Below are 19,517 nucleotides of genomic sequence, written 5' to 3' on the forward strand. Positions count from 1 at the left end.
TCTCTGCGGGGGAGTATAATTCCTCAAGTTAACTTGAGGTAAAGAGGTTTTATGGAAAAGAGATTACCCAGAATTAAGGCGCTGCTGACGCCGGGGGAAGTCGCGAAGCGTAGCGGGGTGGCGGTCTCGGCGCTGCATTTCTATGAAAGCAAAGGCTTAATTAAAAGCATCCGCAACGGCGGGAATCAACGTCGCTACACCCGTGATGTGCTGCGTTACGTGGCGATTATCAAGATTGCGCAACGGATTGGGATTCCGCTGGCGACCATCGGCGATGCGTTTGGCGTGTTGCCGGAAGGGCATACGCTGAGCGCGAAGGAGTGGAAGGAACTTTCGTCGCAGTGGCGCGTGGAGCTGGATCGGCGAATTCATACGCTGGTGGCGTTGCGCGATGAGCTGGACGGGTGCATCGGCTGCGGATGTTTGTCGCGCAGCGATTGTCCGCTACGAAATCCGGGGGATACGCTCGGGGCGCAGGGGACGGGGGCGCGGTTGTTGGAGGAGGATTAGGTGCTGTGCGGTCTGGTTGCCGGATGCGCTGCGCTTATCCGGCCTACAAAACCACAAAATCCGCACGGAACGTGTAGGCCGGGTAAGGCGCAGCCGCCACCCGGCAAAACCACCGCACCAACCCCAAAAAAAACTAAAGCGCCAAACGAAGGCGCTTTAGTTTATTCCCGGTCTTTGTCTTTCTCTCTATCCCGCTGGTTCACGGGAGGGTTTCCCCCGACATCAACACCCCTCATGTCGAGCACGTTGGGGAGGTTCCGGTTTGTGTTGACACTTTAATTGTATGCAAAACCCCGCTGTTCGCCAGTCGCGGTGGGCAGAATCTCGGCAAAAGTTTTTCGCCATGTTGTGCAATTTTCTATAGTTAGTTTGTATGAATCACAGGAGAACATCATGCTGACCCTCCACCACCTGAACCAGTCCCGCTCCCAGCGCGTCCTTTGGGCCCTTGAAGAGTTGTCCGTGCCGTACCAGATCGTTCGCTACCAGCGCGAAAAAACGATGATGGCCCCGCCGTCGCTGAAAAAAGTGCATCCGCTGGGCAAATCGCCGGTGGTCGAGGACAACGGGCTGATCCTCGCCGAGTCCGGCGCGATCCTGGAATACCTGCAGGAAACCTACGACACCCCGTCGCAGCTCAAACCTGAGAGCGCGGCCAACAAAATCCAGTACCGCTTCTGGCTGCACTACGCCGAAGGATCCCTGATGCCGCTCCTGCTGATGAAGCTGGTGTTTGCCAGTCTCGGCAAGCCGCCGATTCCCTTTGGCATGCGCTCGCTCGGCAAAGTGCTGGGCGGCGGCGTGCAAAAAGCCTGGCTCAATCCGCAGCTGGAAACCCACGCGCGCTATATCGAATCCCATCTCAGCGAAAACACCTGGTTCGCCGGTGAACAGCTCAGCATGGCCGACATGCAGATGACCTATCCGATCTTCGCCCTGCTGGCGCGCGGCGGGATCGACAACCTTCCCCACACTCAGGCTTGGAAAAAACGGGTCGAAATGCGCCCGGCCTGGCAGCGCGCGATTCAACAGGGTGGTCCGTTCGATATCCCCGGCGAGTGACAGATTGTTATCAAATTGCGCATTCACGATAACGTTTGCGCATCCTCTGGTTATTTCTTCAGCGTCATAAGGGAATTTTAGCGATAAACGATAAAGTTCAGTTGAAAAGGGCGTGTATTACGCTAGATAATCGTTTGCCTTCAATTCAACACCCGTTTTGTAAGCGCGGAGCTAAACGTTTGCTTTTTTTGTGACGGCCCCTTTTCGTCGCAAACGCAGCACAAGGATTTGACGTTTCGCTGGCAGTGGAGTTGTCCACCACGCTTACAGACGAATGATAAAAATTTCTCAGGGGATGTTTGCTATGTCTACGCCTTCAGCGCGTACCGGCGGTTCACTCGACGCCTTATTTAAAATTTCTGCTCGCGGCAGCACCGTGCGCCAGGAAGTGGTTGCAGGTCTGACAACGTTTCTGGCGATGGTTTACTCCGTCATCGTGGTGCCGGGCATGTTGGGCAAAGCGGGCTTCCCGCCTGCGGCAGTCTTCGTTGCCACCTGTCTGGTGGCGGGCGTCGGCTCCATCGTCATGGGCCTGTGGGCGAACCTGCCGCTGGCGATTGGCTGTGCGATCTCACTGACTGCGTTTACCGCGTTCAGCCTGGTGCTGGGCCAGCACATCAGCGTGCCGGTTGCGCTGGGTGCGGTGTTCCTGATGGGTGTGCTGTTCACCATCATCTCTGCTACCGGCATTCGTAGCTGGATCTTGCGCAACTTGCCGCAGGGCGTGGCGCACGGCACCGGCATCGGTATCGGCCTGTTCCTGCTGCTGATTGCGGCGAACGGCGTGGGTCTGGTGATCAAGAACCCACTGGACGGTCTGCCGGTTGCGCTGGGCCACTTCGCCAGCTTCCCGGTGATCATGTCCCTGATTGGTCTGGCGGTGATTATCGGCCTGGAAAAACTGAAAGTGCCGGGCGGCATTCTGCTGACCATCATCGGCGTTTCGGTGGTGGGTTTGATTTTCGATCCGACCGTTCACTTCTCCGGCATCTTCGCCATGCCGTCCCTGAGCGACGACCAGGGCAACTCCCTGATTGGTAGCCTGGACATCGTTGGCGCGCTGAACCCGATTGTTCTGCCAAGCGTTCTGGCGCTGGTGATGACCGCGGTGTTTGATGCCACCGGCACTATCCGCGCGGTCGCGGGCCAGGCGAACCTGCTGGACAAAGACGGGCAGATTATCGACGGCGGCAAAGCGCTGACCACCGACTCCCTGAGCAGCGTCTTCTCCGGCCTGGTCGGTGCGGCTCCGGCTGCGGTGTACATCGAGTCCGCAGCGGGTACGGCGGCAGGCGGCAAAACCGGTCTGACGGCGATCACCGTCGGCGTGCTGTTCCTGCTGATCCTGTTCCTCTCTCCGCTCTCGTATCTGGTTCCGGCTTACGCGACTGCACCTGCGCTGATGTACGTCGGCCTGCTGATGCTGAGCAACGTGGCGAAAATTGATTTTGCGGATTTCGTCGATGCGATGTCCGGCCTGATTACCGCCGTGTTTATCGTCCTGACCTGTAACATCGTGACCGGCATCATGATCGGCTTCGCCTCGCTGGTGATTGGTCGTCTGGTCTCCGGTGAGTGGCGCAAGCTGAACATCGGCACCGTAGTGATTGCGGTGGCGCTGGTGGCGTTCTATGCGGGTGGCTGGGCAATCTAAGTTGTCTTTTCCTGCGAAAACGGGTGGCTCAGGCCGCCCGTTTTTATTTTCGGACCCCACTTCGTTGTCTTTTGCGTTACTCTGGGAAATGTAAAATAGAGGCACGACGCTTCATGTTTTAGACAATAAGAAACACGCAAACAGGGAACGCATGGAAATCTTCTTCACAATACTCATCATGACCCTTGTGGTCTCACTTTCCGGGGTAGTCACCCGCGTACTGCCCTTCCAGTTACCCCTCCCGCTGATGCAAATTGCCATAGGCGCGCTGCTGGCGTGGCCGACGTTTGGCCTGCACGTCGAGTTCGATCCCGAGCTGTTCCTCGTGCTGTTCATTCCGCCGCTGCTGTTTGCCGACGGCTGGAAAACGCCGACGCGTGAGTTTCTTGAACACGGGCGAGAGATATTTGGCCTGGCGCTGGCGCTGGTCGTCGTCACGGTGGTCGGGATAGGGTTCCTGATCTACTGGGTGGTGCCGGGCATTCCGCTGATACCCGCCTTTGCGCTGGCCGCCGTGCTGTCGCCAACGGATGCGGTGGCCCTTTCCGGTATCGTCGGTGAAGGCCGCATACCGAAGAAAATCATGGGCATCCTGCAGGGCGAGGCGCTGATGAACGACGCCTCCGGCCTGGTAGCCCTGAAATTTGCCGTCGCCGTGGCGATGGGGACGATGATTTTTACCATCGGCGGTGCGACCGTTGAATTCTTCAAAGTGGCCATCGGCGGTATCCTGGCCGGGTTTGTGGTGAGCTGGCTCTATGGCCGCTCCCTCGGGTTCCTCAGCCGCTGGGGCGGGGACGAACCCGCCACGCAGATCGTCCTGCTGTTCCTGCTGCCGTTTGCCTCTTACCTGATTGCCGAACACATCGGCGTATCGGGCATCCTGGCAGCCGTTGCGGCGGGGATGACCATCACCCGTGCGGGCGTGATGCGCCGCGCGCCGCTGGCGATGCGTCTGCGCGCCAACAGCACCTGGGCGATGCTGGAGTTTGTCTTTAACGGCATGGTGTTCCTGCTGTTGGGCCTGCAGCTGCCGGGCATTCTGGAGTCTTCCCTGGTGGCGGCCGAGGCTGACCCGAACGTCGAAACCTGGATGCTGTTTACCGATATCGTGCTGATTTACCTGGCGCTGATGCTGGTGCGTTTCGGCTGGCTGTGGACGATGAAAAAATTCAGCCTGCGTTTTCTGCACAAGAAGCCGATGGAGTTTGGCTCCTGGTCCACGCGCGAGCTGTTGATCGCCTCGTTTGCGGGTGTGCGCGGGGCGATTACCCTTGCCGGTGTGCTCTCGATTCCGCTGCTGCTCCCGGACGGCAACGTCTTCCCGGCGCGCTACGAGCTGGTGTTCCTCGCCGCTGGCGTGATCCTGTTCTCGCTGTTTATCGGCGTGGTGATGCTGCCGATCCTGCTGCAACATCTGGAAGTGGCCGATCATTCGCAGCAGCATAAAGAGGAGCGTATCGCGCGCGCCGCAACGGCTGAAGTGGCGATTGTTGCCATCGAGAAGATGGAAGAGCGCCTGGCGTCGGATGCTGAAGAGAACATCGATAATCAGCTGCTGAAAGAGGTGAGTTCGCGGGTCATTGGTAACCTGCGCCGCCGCGCCGATGGGCGTAACGACGTAGAGAGTTCGATGCAGGAAGAGGATCTGGAGCGCCGCTTCCGTCTGGCGGCACTGCGTTCAGAGCGCGCCGAGCTGTACCACCTGCGCGCGACGCGCCAAATCAGCAATGAGACGCTGCAGAAGCTGCTGCACGATCTGGATTTGCTGGAAGCTTTGTTGATAGAGCAGTAGTCGTTTTTGCCCGGTGGCGCTTCGCTTACCGGGCCTACACAACCGTAGGCCGGGTAAGGCGCAGCCGCCACCCGGCACTATTCCTGCCCGACCCAAAACCCCTCACAACACGTCAACCACGCCTGCGCGCTGTGCGACAAATAGACCCCGTCGCGCCAAATCATCCCTAACTGCCAGTGCAGATCGCTCTCGAGCGGGATCCAGCGCAGGGTGTTTTTATCCAGCCGCTCGCAAATCGGCTGCGGCAAAATCGCAATCCCGACGCCCGCCTGCACCATGGCGGCGAGAAAATCCCACTGGCCGCTGCGCACGGCGATGCGCGGTTTGACGTCGTGCTGGTGGAAAAGCTGCATCAGCTGGCGGCTGAGGGCGAAATCTTCGTTGTAAATCAGCAGCGGATGTTCCGCCAGCAACTCCGGTTTTACGGTGTCAATGTGCATCCAGTCGCCGGAGCGCGGGACCAGCACGCACAGCGGATGGCTGAATAGCGGCAGCGTCGCCAGGCCGCTGTCCTCTTCGACGGGCAGGGCGGTCATCGCCAGATCCAGCTCGCCGTTCATCACCGCCTGCTGCACGGTCAGCCCGCCGAACTCGGAAATCTTTAGCTCCACGCCAGGATAGCGCTGGCGATAGAGGCTGATTGGCCCGGCCATCATCATCCCGACCATCGGCGGAATGCCTAAGCGCAGCAGGCCTTTATTCAGATGGTTAATATCGCCAAGCTCCGCCTCCAGCTGGCGGAATTCGGCCAGAATCGCCAGGCCGCGCTCGAACACCACGCGCCCGGTGTCGGTCAGCAACAGCTTGCGCCCGTCGCGGATCAGCAGGGTACAGTTCAGTTCATCTTCGAGATTTTTCAGCATCTTGCTGATGGTGGGCTGGGTGACGAATAACTTCTCCGCTGCGCGGGTAAAACTCTGCTGGCGAACCACTTCGACAAAATAGCGCAGCGTTCTTATGTCCATGATTATTCCTCGAAACTATACCTTTGATGATTTTAATTCATTTCAGTCCACTTCGTGTGGTCACTATACTGGCGCTTCATCTCATTTCTGAGGAATTCCCCCATGGCCGTGGCGTTAAGTCGTGTTACGCCTGCTGTTGTGCAACGGCTCCAGGTACCGGTTCAGGTACTGCTCTATGCCGCACTGTTTGTTTTCGCTGAATATCTTGTCGCCTGGCTGCACCTGCCGCTGCCCGCCAATCTGGTGGGTATGGTGCTGATGCTCGCGCTGATTCTGTGCCGTGTCATCCCGTTGAGCTGGATCCGCGCCGGTTCCCGCTGGCTGCTGGCGGAGATGCTGCTGTTCTTCGTTCCGGCGGTGGTGGCGGTGGTGAACTACGCGCAGCTGCTGATGGTCGACGGCTGGCGGATTTTCGCGGTGATTGCCCTGAGCACGCTGATGGTGCTGGGTGCGACGGCGTGGGTCGTCGATAAAGTCTATCGCTTTGAAATCAGCAGGCAGAAACATGACTAACTTTCAGGTCAGCGTTTTGTGCCTGGTGGTCACGCTGGTGATCTACTTCGCCAATAAACGCCTCTACCGCCGCTTTCACGCCCTGCCGCTGATGCCGCTGGTCTTCACCCCGATTTTACTGGTGCTGATGCTGGTCTTCGGCCACATCTCCTGGCAAAACTACATTGGCGAATCCCACTGGCTGCTGTGGCTGCTCGGCCCGGCGACCATCGCGTTTGCCGTGCCGGTTTACGACAACCTGGCAGTGATTCGTCGCCACTGGATGTCGCTCACGGCGGGCGTGGTGACGGCCACGGTGGTGGCGGTGACCAGCTCCGTCTGGCTGGCGCGTCTGTTCACTTTGTCCGATGAGATCCAGCGCAGTCTGGCGGTGCGCTCCGTCACCACGCCCTTTGCGCTGGCGGCGGCGAAACCCCTCGGCGGTCAGCCGGATTTGGTGGCGCTGTTTGTCGTGGTGACCGGTGTGTTCGGCATGGCGGTGGGCGATATGCTGTTTTTGCGGCTGTCGATTCGCGAAGGGATGGCGAAAGGGGCTGGATTTGGCGCGGCGTCGCACGGTGCGGGGACCGCACGGTCGTATGAAATCGGTCAGCAGGAAGGTGTGGTCGCGAGCCTGGTGATGATGCTCTCCGGCGTGACCATGGTGCTGGTTGCGCCGCTGGTGGCGTGGGTGATGTTCTGAAAAAGAATCCCCGGCCAGAGCGGCCGGGGAGAATTAACGATTAATGCGCGCGGCCCTGATCGATCCCAAGACCGGTTTGTGAACGGATAAACTGGGCGCGGAATTTGTCGCGTTCCAGGTTACCTTCCGCCGAGTTATCGGTGGCCGAGAAGAACCAGATGCCAATGAACGCCACGGCAATCGAGAACAGCGCCGGGTATTCGTACGGGAAGATGGCTTTTTCGTGGCCGAGGATCTGCACCCAAATCGTCGGGCCGAGGATCATCAGAACCACCGCCGTCAGCAGGCCCAGCCAGCCGCCAATCATCGCGCCACGGGTGGTCAGTTTTGACCAGTACATGGAGAGGAGAATGATCGGGAAGTTACAGCTGGCCGCAATCGAGAACGCCAGGCCGACCATGAAGGCGATGTTCTGTTTCTCGAACAGAATCCCCAGCAGGATCGCCACTACGCCCAGAATCAGCACGGTGATTTTGGAGACTTTCAGCTCCTGACGCTCGGTTGCCCCTTTACGCCAGACGTTGGCGTACAGGTCATGCGAAACCGCCGACGCACCCGCCAGGGTCAGACCCGCTACCACCGCCAGAATCGTGGCGAAGGCTACCGCAGAGATAAAGCCGAGGAACAGATTGCCGCCCACGGCATCAGCCAGATGCACCGCCGCCATGTTATTCCCGCCAATCAACTGTCCCGCTGCATCTTTAAACGCCGGGTTCGCGCCGACCAGCATGATCGCGCCGAAGCCGATGATAAAGGTCAGGATGTAGAAGTAGCCCATAAAACCAGTGGCGTAGAAGACGCTTTTACGTGCTTCGCGGGCGTCTGATACGGTGAAGAAGCGCATCAGGATGTGCGGCAAACCGGCGGTACCAAACATCAGACCGAGACCGAGAGACAGGGCGGATATCGGGTCTTTCACCAGCCCGCCAGGGCTCATGATCGCTTCGCCTTTCGGGTGAACCGCCATCGCTTCGGTGAACAGGTTGTTGAAGCTAAACCCGACGTGTTTCATCACCATAAAGGCCATGAAACTTGCGCCGAACAGCAGGAGTACGGCTTTGATGATCTGTACCCAGGTCGTGGCGAGCATGCCGCCGAACAGAACGTACATCACCATCAGCACCCCGACCAGCACCACGGCGACGTGGTAGTTCAGGCCGAACAGCAGCTCGATGAGTTTACCCGCGCCCACCATCTGCGCAATCAGATACAGCGCCACCACCACCAGCGAACCGCAGGCGGAGAGGGTGCGGATCGGGCCTTGCTTGAGGCGATACGACGCCACGTCAGCAAAGGTATAGCGCCCGAGGTTACGCAGGCGTTCGGCGATCAGGAACAGAATGATAGGCCAGCCGACGAGGAAGCCGAGGGAGTAAATCAGGCCGTCGTAGCCGGAGGTATAAACCAGCGCGGAGATCCCGAGGAACGACGCGGCAGACATAAAATCGCCCGCAATCGCCAGCCCGTTCTGGAAGCCGGTAATGTTGCCGCCCGCGGTGTAGTAATCATTACGCGAGCGCACGCGTTTCGACGCCCAGTAGGTGATGTACAGAGTCAGCAGCACGAAAATCAGGAACATAATAATCGCCTGCCAGTTGGTTGGCTGGCGTTGTACCTCGCCGGTAAGGGCATCGGCCGCATTGGCCGCAAAAGGCAGTGTGGCGGCTAGCGCCGTCAGAACTCGCTTCATGATGCTTTTACCTCACGCAGTACCGCTTTATTAAGACGATCAAATTCACCGTTGGCGCGCCAGACGTAGACGCCGGTCAGCACGAAGGAGATGACAATTACCCCGATGCCGATAGGGATGCCGCGCGTGACGCTGGTTCCGGCGTGTAGCGGGGTGCCCAGCCAGTGCGGCGCAAAGGCGATCAGCAGAATAAAGCCGACGTAGATAATCAGCATGATGATGGAAAGGATGAAGGCAAACCGTTGCCGTTTTTCGACGAGCTCCCTGAAATGCGCACTATGTTCTATCCGTTGATAAATATCAGTATTCATCACAGAACTCTCCAGAGTATTGGTGTAGAGGAGGGGCTTTTATTATTCCCTCTCCCTTGAGGGAGAGGGTTAGGGTGAGGGGGGAAAGGTGCGGTCTGATGCCCTCACCCCGGCCCTCTCCCACAGGGAGAGGGAGAAAAAAGTGAGTTAAGAAGGCATTGCGATGGCCTGCTTCTCTTCGAGCAGTTTGTCCACCACGCCAGGATCGGCGAGCGTTGAGGTATCGCCGAGGTTACTGGTGTCGCCCGCGGCGATTTTGCGCAGAATACGGCGCATGATCTTGCCGGAGCGGGTTTTTGGCAGCGAGTCGGTCCAGTGCAGCACGTCCGGCGTGGCGAGCGGGCCGATCTCTTTTCGTACCCAGTTACGCACTTCGGTGTACAGCTCTGGCGTCGGCTCCTCGCCGTGGTTCAGGGTGACGTAGGCGTAAATCGCCTGGCCTTTGATGTTGTGCGGAATGCCCACCACCGCCGCTTCGGCGATTTTCGGATGGGACACCAGCGCCGATTCAATCTCCGCCGTCCCCAGACGGTGGCCGGAGACGTTCAGCACATCGTCCACACGACCGGTGATCCAGTAGTAACCGTCTTCATCACGACGCGCGCCGTCGCCGCTGAAGTACATGTTTTTGAAGGTCGAGAAGTAGGTCTGCTCGAATCTGTCGTGATCGCCAAACAGGGTTCGCGCCTGGCCTGGCCAGGAGTCGGTGATCACCAGGTTGCCCTCGGTCGCGCCGTCGAGCGGGTTACCTTCGTTATCCACCAGCGCAGGCTGCACGCCGAAGAACGGACGGGTCGCGGAACCGGCTTTCAGCTGCGTCGCACCCGGCAGCGGGGTAATCATGAAGCCGCCGGTTTCGGTCTGCCACCAGGTGTCCATCACCGGGCATTTTTCGTTGCCGATCTTCTTCCAGTACCACTCCCAGGCTTCCGGGTTAATCGGCTCGCCAACCGAGCCGAGAATGCGCAGGGAGGAGCGGTCGGTGCCTTCGATGGCTTTGTCGCCTTCGGCCATCAGAGCGCGGATCGCGGTCGGTGCGGTATAGAGAATATTGACCTTATGCTTATCGACCACCTGACACATGCGGGCAGGCGTCGGCCAGTTCGGCACGCCTTCAAACATCAGCGTGGTCGCGCCGCAGGCCAGCGGGCCGTACAGCAGATAGCTGTGGCCGGTGACCCAGCCGACGTCGGCGGTACACCAGTAAATATCGCCCTGGTGATAGTCGAAGACGTATTTAAAGGTTGAGGCCGCGTAAACCAGATACCCGCCAGTGGTGTGCAGCACGCCCTTAGGCTTGCCGGTGGAGCCGGAGGTATAAAGGATAAACAGCGGATCTTCGGCGTTCATCGCTTCGGGCTGATGCTGGTCGCTGGCTTTCTCAATCAGATCGCTCCACCACAGGTCGCGACCCTCTTTCCACTCGACGTTGCCGCCGGTGCGTTTGAGAACGATGACGTTGGTGATGGTTTTGACGTTCGGGTTTTTCAGCGCTTCATCGACGTTTTTCTTCAGCGGGATGCCGCGACCGGCACGCACGCCTTCGTCAGCGGTGATCACCAGTTTTGAACTGGAGTCGATAATGCGCCCGGCGACCGCTTCCGGCGAGAAACCGCCGAAAATCACCGAATGCACGGCGCCGATGCGCGCGCAGGCGAGCATCGCCACCGCCGCTTCCGGCACCATTGGCATATAAATCGCCACCACATCGCCTTTTTTGATGCCTTGAGCTAACAATACGTTGGCAAAGCGGCAAACGTCGCGGTGCAGCTCTTTATAGGTAATGTGTTTGCTCTGCGAGGCGTCGTCGCCTTCCCAGATAATCGCGGTCTGGTCGCCGCGCTCGGCAAGATGGCGGTCCAGGCAGTTTGCGGCCAGGTTCAGGGTGCCGTCTTCATACCATTTAATGGAGATATTGCCTGGCGCAAAAGAGGTGTTTTTCACCTTCTGATACGGCGTGATCCAGTCAAGAATTTTACCCTGCTCACCCCAGAAGGCGTCAGGCTCGGAGATGGATTGTTGATACTTTTGCTGGTACTGCTCCGGATTGATCAGGCAACGGTCCGCAATGTTTGCGGGAATGTCATGTTTGTGTATTTGGCTCATGGCTTTTGTTCTCCTTTTAGGATGTTAATAATATGTCGCAAAAACGTTAATTGTAGGGGTTTTGGTCGCTTTGTTTGTTATTTGGGCGACAGATCACGCAATAAATGAACAGGTGAAAAAAGCAGCAAATGAAACTTTGAAGGGAAATAATTTACAATCTGGATTATTCACAATTGGCTGGAAAAAAGCGTTTTTATAACAAAAGGTTATTTATAAGAATTATTACAAATTAGCGTCATAAGACCTTTTGGCAGTGGAAAGCCTCGTTCTTTAAGGGTTGCGCAGCAGGCCATGCAAATGATACTGATACGGCGCGTTAAAAACCCTATAAACCAACGCAACACAATTCATACCCTTTCAGTATGTGCCATTCCTGCCAGTCATGAGGGGAAGGGCGCTTCATTGAGGAAGTCTTTTTTTATGAAAAATTTGAAAATCAGCCTCGCCTGGCAAATCTTGCTGGCGATGGTGCTGGGCATCTTGCTGGGTAGTTATCTGCATTATCACAGTGACGACCGCGAATGGCTGGTGGCGAACATGTTGTCCCCGGCGGGCGATATCTTTATCCACCTGATCAAAATGATTGTTGTCCCGATTGTGATCTCCACGCTGATTGTGGGTATTGCGGGCGTGGGCGATGCCAAGCAGTTAGGGCGTATCGGCGCGAAAACCATCATCTATTTCGAAGTGATCACTACGGTTGCTATCATTCTGGGTATTACGCTGGCGAACGTGTTCCAGCCGGGTGCCGGGATTGATATGTCGCAGCTGGCAACGGTGGATATTTCGAAATACCAAAGCACAACCGCAGACGTGCAAAGCCACGCGCATGGCCTGATGGGAACTATCCTGTCGCTGGTGCCGACCAATATCGTGGCGTCGATGGCGAAGGGCGAAATGCTGCCGATCATCTTCTTCTCGGTGCTGTTTGGTCTGGGTCTTTCCTCTCTGCCGGCGACGCACCGTGAACCGCTGGTGACGGTGTTCCGTTCTATCTCCGAAACCATGTTCAAAGTGACGCACATGGTGATGCGCTACGCGCCGGTCGGTGTGTTTGCGCTGATTGCCGTGACGGTGGCGAACTTCGGCTTTGCTTCCCTGTGGCCGCTGGCGAAGCTGGTGATCCTGGTTCACTTCGCGATTCTGTTCTTTGCGCTGGTGGTGCTGGGCCTGGTGGCGCGCATCTGCGGGCTGAGCATCTGGATCCTGATTCGTATCCTGAAAGACGAGCTGATTCTGGCCTACTCCACGGCCAGCTCCGAGAGCGTGCTGCCGCGTATTATTGAGAAGATGGAAGCCTACGGCGCACCGGCGTCGATCACCAGCTTCGTGGTGCCGACGGGGTATTCCTTTAACCTTGATGGTTCAACGCTGTACCAGAGTATCGCGGCGATTTTCATTGCGCAGCTGTACGGAATCGACCTGTCTCTGTGGCAGGAAATCGTGCTGGTGCTGACCCTGATGGTGACCTCGAAAGGGATCGCGGGCGTTCCGGGCGTCTCCTTCGTGGTGCTGCTGGCGACGCTCGGTAGCGTCGGTATTCCTCTGGAAGGGCTGGCGTTTATCGCCGGTGTGGACCGTATTCTCGACATGGCGCGTACCGCGCTGAACGTGGTGGGGAATGCGCTGGCGGTGCTGGTGATCGCCAAGTGGGAACATCAGTTCGACCGCAAAAAAGCGCTGGCGTACGAACGCGACGTGTTGGGTCGTTTTGATAAGACCGCCGATCAGTAAGGCCAAAAAAAAGCCGGGTGGCGGCTTCGCCTTACCCGGCCTACTGTGAGTTTTGTAGGCCTGATAAGCGCAGCGCCATCAGGCTTTTTACTCCCCGCTCAACGCATCAAACTCTTCGCATCCGGTATCAAACCCTTCGGTACAGCTCAGGTTAAACCAGTACAGCGCCTTCTGTTTGTTCGGAGCAATAAACCCTTTTTCACCCTGCTGGAAAACCATACCCGCCCAATATTCCGCATAACCGGTGCGCGACAGGGCCGAGCTGCGCTTGAGCCACATCTGCGCCTGGGCATCATCCTGTGCCATCTCCACGCCGTTGGCGTAAATCAGCCCCAGCAGCATCTGCGCATCGACGGCGGAATCACTGTCGATATCCTCTGTGGCGGTTTGCAGCAGTTTGATCGCCTGCGGATAATCGGTTTTCCCGGCCTGGGTATTCACCAGCAGACGCGCCAGCATGATCGCCCCGCGTTTGCTGCCCGCAATGGTCGCCTGCTGCGCCAGAGTTTTCGCCTCGGCATAGTCGGCATGTTTAAAGTGGATTTGCGAGAGCAGTGCCATCGCATCGATGTCTCCGCCTTTGGCCGCTTTCTCGGCCCACTGTTCCGCCTGAGTATCATCGCCCGCGCTGAAGTAAGTGTCGGCCAGATAGTACTGGGCCCGCGCATCGCCCGCCTCGGCCTGTTGCTTATACTGGCTGCCGGGTTCGTCTGCACTGACAAACCAGCTCAATAGGAGTAACAGCAATACACTGCAGCGTTTCATCATCTGTGTTCGTCGGTGTCGGGAAAGAGTCGCAGTATAAAGGTCGTGCAGAAAGAATTAAATGGGGGCGCAGAATGTACACTCGCTGAGCAGTTCAGTAAGCGCACGGGTGAGCGCCTGGTTTTTCATCACCACCTCATGCAGCTCGGTATGAGTGGCAATATGCGTTTTTTTCATTACCGTGCGCTTGCGGGCGCTGAAGCATTTACGATTTGTTTCGGGTTCGATCTCACCGCCCGACGTTGCGGTGTTTCCCAGAGAATGAATAAGGTTCTTCTCTGCTGAGGTAAAAATATTCTCAGGCGAAGGTGAGTGTTTAATCAGGCAACGCTTGTTATTAAATAATGCCTGATATTCGAATACCTGCGCTTTACGTGAGATCGCGGTGATATTCACTTTTTCGCTTAATAAACTCAGCAGCATGGGATCAATAAAGTGAAGATGACTGACATGATTAAATACAAAGGCCAGTGTAGTGTTTTCTGCAGCCGTGAGTGATGCATCCAGCGCACGATAATCGCTGATATTCATGACATCAACAAGAACAAGACATTTCTCAGACGGTGAATCTGACCTTATTTTAGAGCATGACGCGGAGACGCTCTGCGCAAAAAAATGATCATTGCTTAGTACGATTATTTTCATTTATCGGGGTGCTTTATTTATTGATATCCCGGTGAGGGAATTACTGGAAGGTCATATTGAGCGTGGCTACGCTATTTGCCGTACCTTCACCGACCGTCGGTTTCGTCTGGATATACCTTGCGACAAAGGTGAAATCTTGATCCCCGCCTGCCGCAGTGGCGAGATTGATTGTGTCGTTCAGCTTCAGCGGGGTACCGTCTGTGAGGATCTGCACGCCAATCCCGGTGGCAACCCCCGGAGCACCGTCATCGGTCAGTGCCAGCACGCTGGTGTCACTGACATCTTTATTTTTTGTGCCTTGCAGGGAGAGACTAATTTTGTTACCCGAAGTGCAAGTCAGACTCACGTTAAAGGATTTATCGCCAGCGGTACTGCCTTCCCCCGTAAAGGAGGATCCTGCGACATCGGCTAAATTGACGGAGGAGGAGTGCGTCGTCAGTCCGCATGGGCTCATATCAATGTAGATCATGCTTGAACCGCTCCATATTGGGTTCAGGGTGTACTCTTCTGCGTTACCCTCCATGTGGTAGCTGGTCTTCACGACCGGGAGTTGCCTGACTTGTCCGCCAGTAAGGATTCTATTTGTTTTAACCAGTTCAATGGCTGAACTAATAAACGTCAGTGGATTGGTGCTACTCGACAACGTACAGCTGAATACTCTTGAGGCGTTTTCGATAGTATCGCCATATTTTATGTCACAAAGATTAGAGTCATCCTGGAAATGAAAGCGAACGCCAATTCCAGGGGCATCGGTAGGATAAACATCCGTAAATCCGTTTACGGGGGTGGCGTCTACCGTAACTTTGAAAGAGATCCTGTACACACCTGAAGTCACAAACGGGCAGGCGAATGAATATTGAGACCCATTGCCCACCACCGCAGAGCTGGAACTTCCGGCTGGCGCATCATTGGCCATTTGGACATCGGAATGCGCAACATAATAGCCTCCCTGAGATTCGCAAGCTGGCTCAGCAGCCTGAACCCTAAGCGGATGCAAAATAAACAATATCAGCCCTAAAGCGAGATAAACGAATTTCCAGTAAGTCTTAAACATATGCGATCTCTTATTTACATTGCTGGTTAACAAGCATGATGCCACTTTGCGGTTCGCTGTCCGGCAGCGAATAGTCGACCTGGCATTGTTCATCTGAATTTTGTCCCCACTGCACTTTAAGCGTGCCGTGCTGGCTTAAACCGGTCAGATAGACCTGACCCGCATCGCCGACAATAAAGCCCTGAGCATCAGGTGCTGTCGGGTCTGTCACGGTGGCGCCGAAAGGAACAGGCGCGCCTCCCATTTTCAACAGCGTCATCAACACACGATTGCCCACGCGGGCCTCAAAATCAGCGCGAACGACTGCGCCGCGAGTGGGGACCAGGGTTTTACTGGTTAAGGCGATATCCACATTCTCGGGCAGGGTTTCCGGGTTCAGGCTGACATCATTTTTACGATATGGACTCAGGTAAGTCTGTACGGTATAGCCGCGATAATCGGTTTTCACGCCGGTCTGGTTGTTGACGCCCACACCGCTGGCGCCCGGTGCTTTGATCAGCGCAATGGTTTCGCCTAATGGTTGGCTCAATGTGATGCCATTGGCATGGGCGACCACGCCTCCGGCGATACCGTAATTCAGACGCGTACTGTCACGGCTATAGCTGTAACCGGCGTTTGCCTGGCCATAAGTGCCCCGATAGCTCGAACTCAAGCTGCCGCTATCACCCTGGCCGTCAGAGGCATAACCTTCCTGCACTCCCCAGCTCAGATTATTGTCAGGCAGCGCAGTGCCGTTCAGGCTAACGGTGTGACTTGTGCCGCTCTGTTTGCTGGTATTCATCCCGTAGCTGGCGTAGGTATTACCCAGGAAACGATCAAGTGGCACGCTGATGTTCAGCGAGAAGAGGTGATCGTGATCGTCGGTGCTATCGCTGTTGTCGCTGGCTGACGTATTCAGGTTATAGCTGTAGTTGAAGCTGTAGCTGATGTTATGCCAGCTGTTGTTGTATCCGAGGCTGACCGATTTCGTGGTCTGGTTGCTATTCCAGTAATCTTCCGCAACTACGCTGGCTGACAGCGAACCCGCGTTTTTCCACAGGTTCTGGTTTATCGTCAGCTCTTTCCGGCTGCGACTTTGCGACGTTGATGCGGTGTCGCCGCCATAGGTGTCGAAAACATCCTGCATGCTGTAATAGCCATCCGTCGAGTAGCGATACCCGGCGATGGAGAAGCTGGTACCGGTTTGCGAAATACTTTTGCTGTAGCGAATGCGCCATGATTGCCCGCTCTCTTTTTCGCGATGAAAAGGCGTTGACCAGGCTTTGGTATCATCAATCGATACCGCACCGATATTACCGACGTTCACACCTACGCCTAATGCTGCGGAGCGATAGGTTTTCGCGTTCTGAACACCGCCGTAGAGCGTAATGCCCCAGGGCAAACCGTACATCGCGGTTCCCTGTACAAACGGCGTTTCCAGAGTGCTGGCGTCGTAGGAGCGATATTTGCCACCGGTAAAACTGTATTTAAAATGTCCCTCACGCTGCAGCACGGGCAGGGAGGCGAAGGGGACGATGATGTGCTGTTCGCTACCGTCACTCTCTTTAATCGTCACATCTAAATCACCGCTACCGCCGGTCGGGAACATATCGGTGATTTCGAATGCACCTGGGGCGACATAGCTTTGATAGATCTCATAGCCATTCTGGCGAATGATGACCTGGGCGTTAGTGCGGGCAATGCCGCGCACAACGGGCGCATAACCGCGCAGGCTGTCCGGCAGCATGTCGTCATCCGAGGCGATTTGCGCACCGTGAAACGGAATGCTGTCGAAGACATCTGAAGGTGATGAACTATCTCCGAGGGTTAACTGGCTTTTCAGCTTGACGATATTGCGTTGCGCATAGGTGTAAACGGAGCTCAAGTCTTCTGAGCCGTTGCTGTTGCGACTCCAGGTGGAGTAATTACGCAACCGCCACGGTCCGACATTCAGGCCCGGACGCAGGTTCGCATATTGACTATTGCTGTTCTGGCCATTGCCGCTGCGAGCCGAACTGTTATCGCCGGAAAAGCTATAGTTCATTAAGAACGCGGTAATACCGTTATCCCACTGATCTGGAGGTACATAGCCGCGAGCGCGAGGCGTCATGGCCGCCTGCGGAATACTGATCTCCAGCTGCATGGTGCTAAACGTCAGCGTGGCAGAAGCCTGAGGAATAGCGGATAAATCGGCACAGTTTGAGCCGTTCGACAGCGCCGGAAATAATTCTGTTCTGACGCCGTATTTTTTTAAGTCGCTGATATTCAGGCAGGGCTGCAGAACGGATTGACCGCCAGGATTATTGGTCAGACTAAATTCGATATCGCGGGTGTCTATTTTTTCTTTGTTAAGATAAATATCAACGTGATACGTCCCCGGTGCCTGAGTGCCGCCATCAAAAGTACTGAGATCGGTTTTGCTCTGCTGGTTATCTTCGGTCTCTAATAATGCAGGATTAAAATACATCTCTCCATTTTTAGGTTCAGCATGGGCATAAACTGTTAATGCCTGAGAAATTAGCGTTGCCAGAAAGGCATGTTTTAAAATTGAATTATATTTCATCACATACCTCCTTCTGGCAATAAAATAGTGTTGCTAAGCTTTCGCTTAACAAGGGGAATAAGTCAGGAAAAAAAGTATTATTTCATTGATGCGGTATGTTCCGGGCCTGTCGCACCAGAGTCATTGATCAATTTCCAGCTCACGTTTCCTGATGATGGCCCGCCGACAGCCTTGAACTGTGCTGTGGCATGGGGTGCAACGAGAGTGGCATCCGGGAGTTCTTTGCCGTTTACGCTAATCGAGAAGAAGTTCATATAATAATCTGTCGGGTTAGTGACCTGAACCGCATTGCCGGCGTAGTGCCAGGTCAGCGAATGAGTTTCTGACTCAGGGCCGCTCTTTAATGTCTCTGGACGATAAATCAATTTAATCCGGGTCTTGATAGCAACCTGCAGCGTATTTTGCGCTTTGGCGACATAAGGAATGGACTTAATATCTAACCAAAACAGAGACTCCTGATTTTGCGGAAGACTGCCCGCCTGGACGATGCGCAGAATATTTTTCTGCTCAGCATCCAGACGGAACAGGGGTGGTGTAATAACAAACGGTGCTTTTTTAGCACCTCCCTCCGTGGCTTCAACCCATGACTGGATTAAATAAGGCGTTTTATCCGGGTTTTCTACGCGGAGTGAGCTTTCTTTTTTCTCTCCGTCATAAATGACCCGTGTTGCACCCACTACCACACCAGCATGAGCAGCATGAATTGAAAATAAAAGACAAGCGAAGGCAGGTAATGAAGTGATTTTCATTTATTTAATCTCGGGTTTAGTTATTTGATGGCAGATATTAGTTGTAGTTAACAGTGAAACTGATCGCAGAGTCTGCTGAGCCCGCCACGACCGTATTACTATTGGAAATATAGCGAGCACTGAAATTCAGCTTATTATCAGTATCTGCCTCAAGGGTATAGCTCTTGGAGGCGGTCGCCAGTGGCACAATGGTGTTATCGTCATCCAGGATCTGAATACCGACACCTGTAGCCGAAGGGGCTTCAGTCGTTCCTTCGGTCAGGGCGAGGATATTGTCATCACCCCCGAGCGCGGTACCATCAAATTTAATCGCTGCCGACGTTACCGCCGCTGGGCAATCTTTTAGCGTCAGGGTAAAAGCGGTCGGCGCGGATGTCGCTCCTGATTTGTCGAAAGTGCTTTTGCTGATTTTTCCCAAATCAACGGTCATCGTATTACCGGAGCCAATATCAACGGTACAGGCGGCATCAAGAATTTCACCGGTAAAGTTTATTTTTCCGTCTTCAGCGTAAGCAGAAAGAGAGCCCAGGACACTACTGGAAAGCAGCAGGATTAGTTTTAACTGGCGTTTCATATTTACCTCTATGGTACGTGGATTAAATGTATTGATTACAGGGTTGAATTCGGAATATTAACGAATGATATGTCCGGCATTAGGTTGGTGAATCTATTTTCCGTGAAGGTATGATTAAATTAAAGGAATATTCCCTCTGAATTCGTAATTACGGCTGTTCGTTGTT

General features: G+C 55.3%; 17 protein-coding genes. 7 read left to right on the plus strand and 10 right to left on the minus strand.

From position 1 onward, the window contains the following. Window positions 1–51 precede the first annotated feature (51 nt). The 4 genes from soxR (at window position 52) to AC3WS9_RS01850 (ending at window position 5,021) form a co-directional block, all read left to right on the plus strand. Window positions 52–510 (plus strand): redox-sensitive transcriptional activator SoxR, encoded by a 459-nt coding sequence (gene soxR / locus AC3WS9_RS01835; protein WP_282494752.1) that lies wholly within the window; start codon window positions 52–54, stop codon window positions 508–510. Between the two features lie 393 nt (window positions 511–903). Next, entirely contained in the window at window positions 904–1,572 is a 669-nt protein-coding gene (locus tag AC3WS9_RS01840; RefSeq protein WP_492486371.1) for a glutathione S-transferase family protein, read from the plus strand. A gap of 304 nt (window positions 1,573–1,876) precedes the next feature. Then, a complete protein-coding gene (ghxP, locus tag AC3WS9_RS01845) occupies window positions 1,877–3,226 on the plus strand; it encodes a guanine/hypoxanthine transporter GhxP (RefSeq protein ID WP_282494750.1) in 1,350 nt (449 codons plus the stop codon). Window positions 3,227–3,377: 151 nt separating this feature from the next. Continuing rightward, window positions 3,378–5,021 (plus strand): Na+/H+ antiporter, encoded by a 1,644-nt coding sequence (locus AC3WS9_RS01850; RefSeq protein WP_282494749.1) that lies wholly within the window; start codon window positions 3,378–3,380, stop codon window positions 5,019–5,021. 77 nt (window positions 5,022–5,098) lie between these two features. Here AC3WS9_RS01850 and AC3WS9_RS01855 read toward each other — a convergent pair whose 3' ends face one another. Then, the gene (locus tag AC3WS9_RS01855) at window positions 5,099–5,986 is read right to left on the minus strand and encodes a LysR family transcriptional regulator (RefSeq protein WP_282494748.1); all 888 of its coding nucleotides are present in this window, start codon (window positions 5,984–5,986) and stop codon (window positions 5,099–5,101) included. Between the two features lie 102 nt (window positions 5,987–6,088). Here AC3WS9_RS01855 and AC3WS9_RS01860 point away from each other — a divergent pair, with 102 nt between their 5' ends. After that, window positions 6,089–6,499, plus strand: coding sequence for a CidA/LrgA family protein (locus AC3WS9_RS01860; RefSeq protein WP_285155482.1), 411 nt, complete (start codon window positions 6,089–6,091; stop codon window positions 6,497–6,499). After that, window positions 6,492–7,181, plus strand: a complete 690-nt coding sequence (locus tag AC3WS9_RS01865; RefSeq protein ID WP_282494746.1) for an LrgB family protein — start codon at window positions 6,492–6,494, stop codon at window positions 7,179–7,181. The genes AC3WS9_RS01860 and AC3WS9_RS01865 overlap by 8 nt, the downstream gene beginning before the upstream one ends. A 40-nt stretch (window positions 7,182–7,221) precedes the next feature. On the opposite strand, the gene actP is transcribed toward AC3WS9_RS01865, so the two are convergent. The 3 genes from actP to acs all read right to left on the minus strand — a co-directional run bounded on the left by actP (window position 7,222) and on the right by acs (window position 11,288). Next, window positions 7,222–8,871, minus strand: a complete 1,650-nt coding sequence (gene actP / locus AC3WS9_RS01870) for a cation/acetate symporter ActP (RefSeq protein ID WP_282494745.1) — start codon at window positions 8,869–8,871, stop codon at window positions 7,222–7,224. Beyond that, entirely contained in the window at window positions 8,868–9,182 is a 315-nt protein-coding gene (locus tag AC3WS9_RS01875) for a DUF485 domain-containing protein (RefSeq protein ID WP_095280408.1), read from the minus strand. The genes actP and AC3WS9_RS01875 overlap by 4 nt, the downstream gene beginning before the upstream one ends. 147 nt (window positions 9,183–9,329) lie before the next feature. Then, window positions 9,330–11,288, minus strand: a complete 1,959-nt coding sequence (acs, locus tag AC3WS9_RS01880; RefSeq protein WP_285145603.1) for an acetate--CoA ligase — start codon at window positions 11,286–11,288, stop codon at window positions 9,330–9,332. A 420-nt stretch (window positions 11,289–11,708) separates the two neighbouring features. Here acs and gltP point away from each other — a divergent pair, with 420 nt between their 5' ends. After that, window positions 11,709–13,022 (plus strand): glutamate/aspartate:proton symporter GltP, encoded by a 1,314-nt coding sequence (gene gltP / locus AC3WS9_RS01885; protein WP_282494743.1) that lies wholly within the window; start codon window positions 11,709–11,711, stop codon window positions 13,020–13,022. 87 nt (window positions 13,023–13,109) lie between these two features. Here the strand turns inward: gltP and AC3WS9_RS01890 are convergent, their stop codons facing one another. The 6 genes from AC3WS9_RS01890 to AC3WS9_RS01915 form a co-directional block, all read right to left on the minus strand. Further along, on the minus strand, window positions 13,110–13,787 hold the full coding sequence (locus tag AC3WS9_RS01890) for a tetratricopeptide repeat protein (protein ID WP_282494860.1): 678 nt from the start codon (window positions 13,785–13,787) through the stop codon (window positions 13,110–13,112). A gap of 57 nt (window positions 13,788–13,844) precedes the next feature. Beyond that, the gene (locus tag AC3WS9_RS01895) at window positions 13,845–14,318 is read right to left on the minus strand and encodes a hypothetical protein (RefSeq protein ID WP_492486375.1); all 474 of its coding nucleotides are present in this window, start codon (window positions 14,316–14,318) and stop codon (window positions 13,845–13,847) included. Window positions 14,319–14,472: 154 nt separating this feature from the next. Continuing rightward, window positions 14,473–15,486, minus strand: coding sequence for a fimbrial protein (locus AC3WS9_RS01900; RefSeq protein WP_492486377.1), 1,014 nt, complete (start codon window positions 15,484–15,486; stop codon window positions 14,473–14,475). Window positions 15,487–15,496: 10 nt separating this feature from the next. Then, window positions 15,497–18,028 (minus strand): fimbria/pilus outer membrane usher protein, encoded by a 2,532-nt coding sequence (locus AC3WS9_RS01905; protein ID WP_492486379.1) that lies wholly within the window; start codon window positions 18,026–18,028, stop codon window positions 15,497–15,499. 77 nt (window positions 18,029–18,105) lie between these two features. Next, entirely contained in the window at window positions 18,106–18,777 is a 672-nt protein-coding gene (locus tag AC3WS9_RS01910; protein WP_282494739.1) for a fimbrial biogenesis chaperone, read from the minus strand. A 37-nt stretch (window positions 18,778–18,814) separates the two neighbouring features. Further along, window positions 18,815–19,351, minus strand: coding sequence for a fimbrial protein (locus AC3WS9_RS01915; protein WP_492486382.1), 537 nt, complete (start codon window positions 19,349–19,351; stop codon window positions 18,815–18,817). Window positions 19,352–19,517: the final 166 nt, after the last annotated feature.

This window comes from Lelliottia sp. EB106-05-01-XG201 (assembly GCF_058791735.1).

Coding starts and splice junctions, on each gene's coding strand:
- AC3WS9_RS01875 (WP_095280408.1), bottom strand. CDS start 9,182: ATGAATACTGATATTTATCAACGGATAGAACATAGTGCGCATTTCAGG.
- ghxP (WP_282494750.1), top strand. CDS start 1,877: ATGTCTACGCCTTCAGCGCGTACCGGCGGTTCACTCGACGCCTTATTT.
- AC3WS9_RS01900 (WP_492486377.1), bottom strand. CDS start 15,486: ATGTTTAAGACTTACTGGAAATTCGTTTATCTCGCTTTAGGGCTGATA.
- AC3WS9_RS01910 (WP_282494739.1), bottom strand. CDS start 18,777: ATGAAAATCACTTCATTACCTGCCTTCGCTTGTCTTTTATTTTCAATT.
- AC3WS9_RS01915 (WP_492486382.1), bottom strand. CDS start 19,351: ATGAAACGCCAGTTAAAACTAATCCTGCTGCTTTCCAGTAGTGTCCTG.
- AC3WS9_RS01850 (WP_282494749.1), top strand. CDS start 3,378: ATGGAAATCTTCTTCACAATACTCATCATGACCCTTGTGGTCTCACTT.
- actP (WP_282494745.1), bottom strand. CDS start 8,871: ATGAAGCGAGTTCTGACGGCGCTAGCCGCCACACTGCCTTTTGCGGCC.
- AC3WS9_RS01890 (WP_282494860.1), bottom strand. CDS start 13,787: ATGAAACGCTGCAGTGTATTGCTGTTACTCCTATTGAGCTGGTTTGTC.
- AC3WS9_RS01855 (WP_282494748.1), bottom strand. CDS start 5,986: ATGGACATAAGAACGCTGCGCTATTTTGTCGAAGTGGTTCGCCAGCAG.
- AC3WS9_RS01865 (WP_282494746.1), top strand. CDS start 6,492: ATGACTAACTTTCAGGTCAGCGTTTTGTGCCTGGTGGTCACGCTGGTG.
- AC3WS9_RS01860 (WP_285155482.1), top strand. CDS start 6,089: ATGGCCGTGGCGTTAAGTCGTGTTACGCCTGCTGTTGTGCAACGGCTC.
- soxR (WP_282494752.1), top strand. CDS start 52: ATGGAAAAGAGATTACCCAGAATTAAGGCGCTGCTGACGCCGGGGGAA.
- AC3WS9_RS01840 (WP_492486371.1), top strand. CDS start 904: ATGCTGACCCTCCACCACCTGAACCAGTCCCGCTCCCAGCGCGTCCTT.
- AC3WS9_RS01905 (WP_492486379.1), bottom strand. CDS start 18,028: ATGAAATATAATTCAATTTTAAAACATGCCTTTCTGGCAACGCTAATT.
- AC3WS9_RS01895 (WP_492486375.1), bottom strand. CDS start 14,318: ATGAATATCAGCGATTATCGTGCGCTGGATGCATCACTCACGGCTGCA.
- gltP (WP_282494743.1), top strand. CDS start 11,709: ATGAAAAATTTGAAAATCAGCCTCGCCTGGCAAATCTTGCTGGCGATG.
- acs (WP_285145603.1), bottom strand. CDS start 11,288: ATGAGCCAAATACACAAACATGACATTCCCGCAAACATTGCGGACCGT.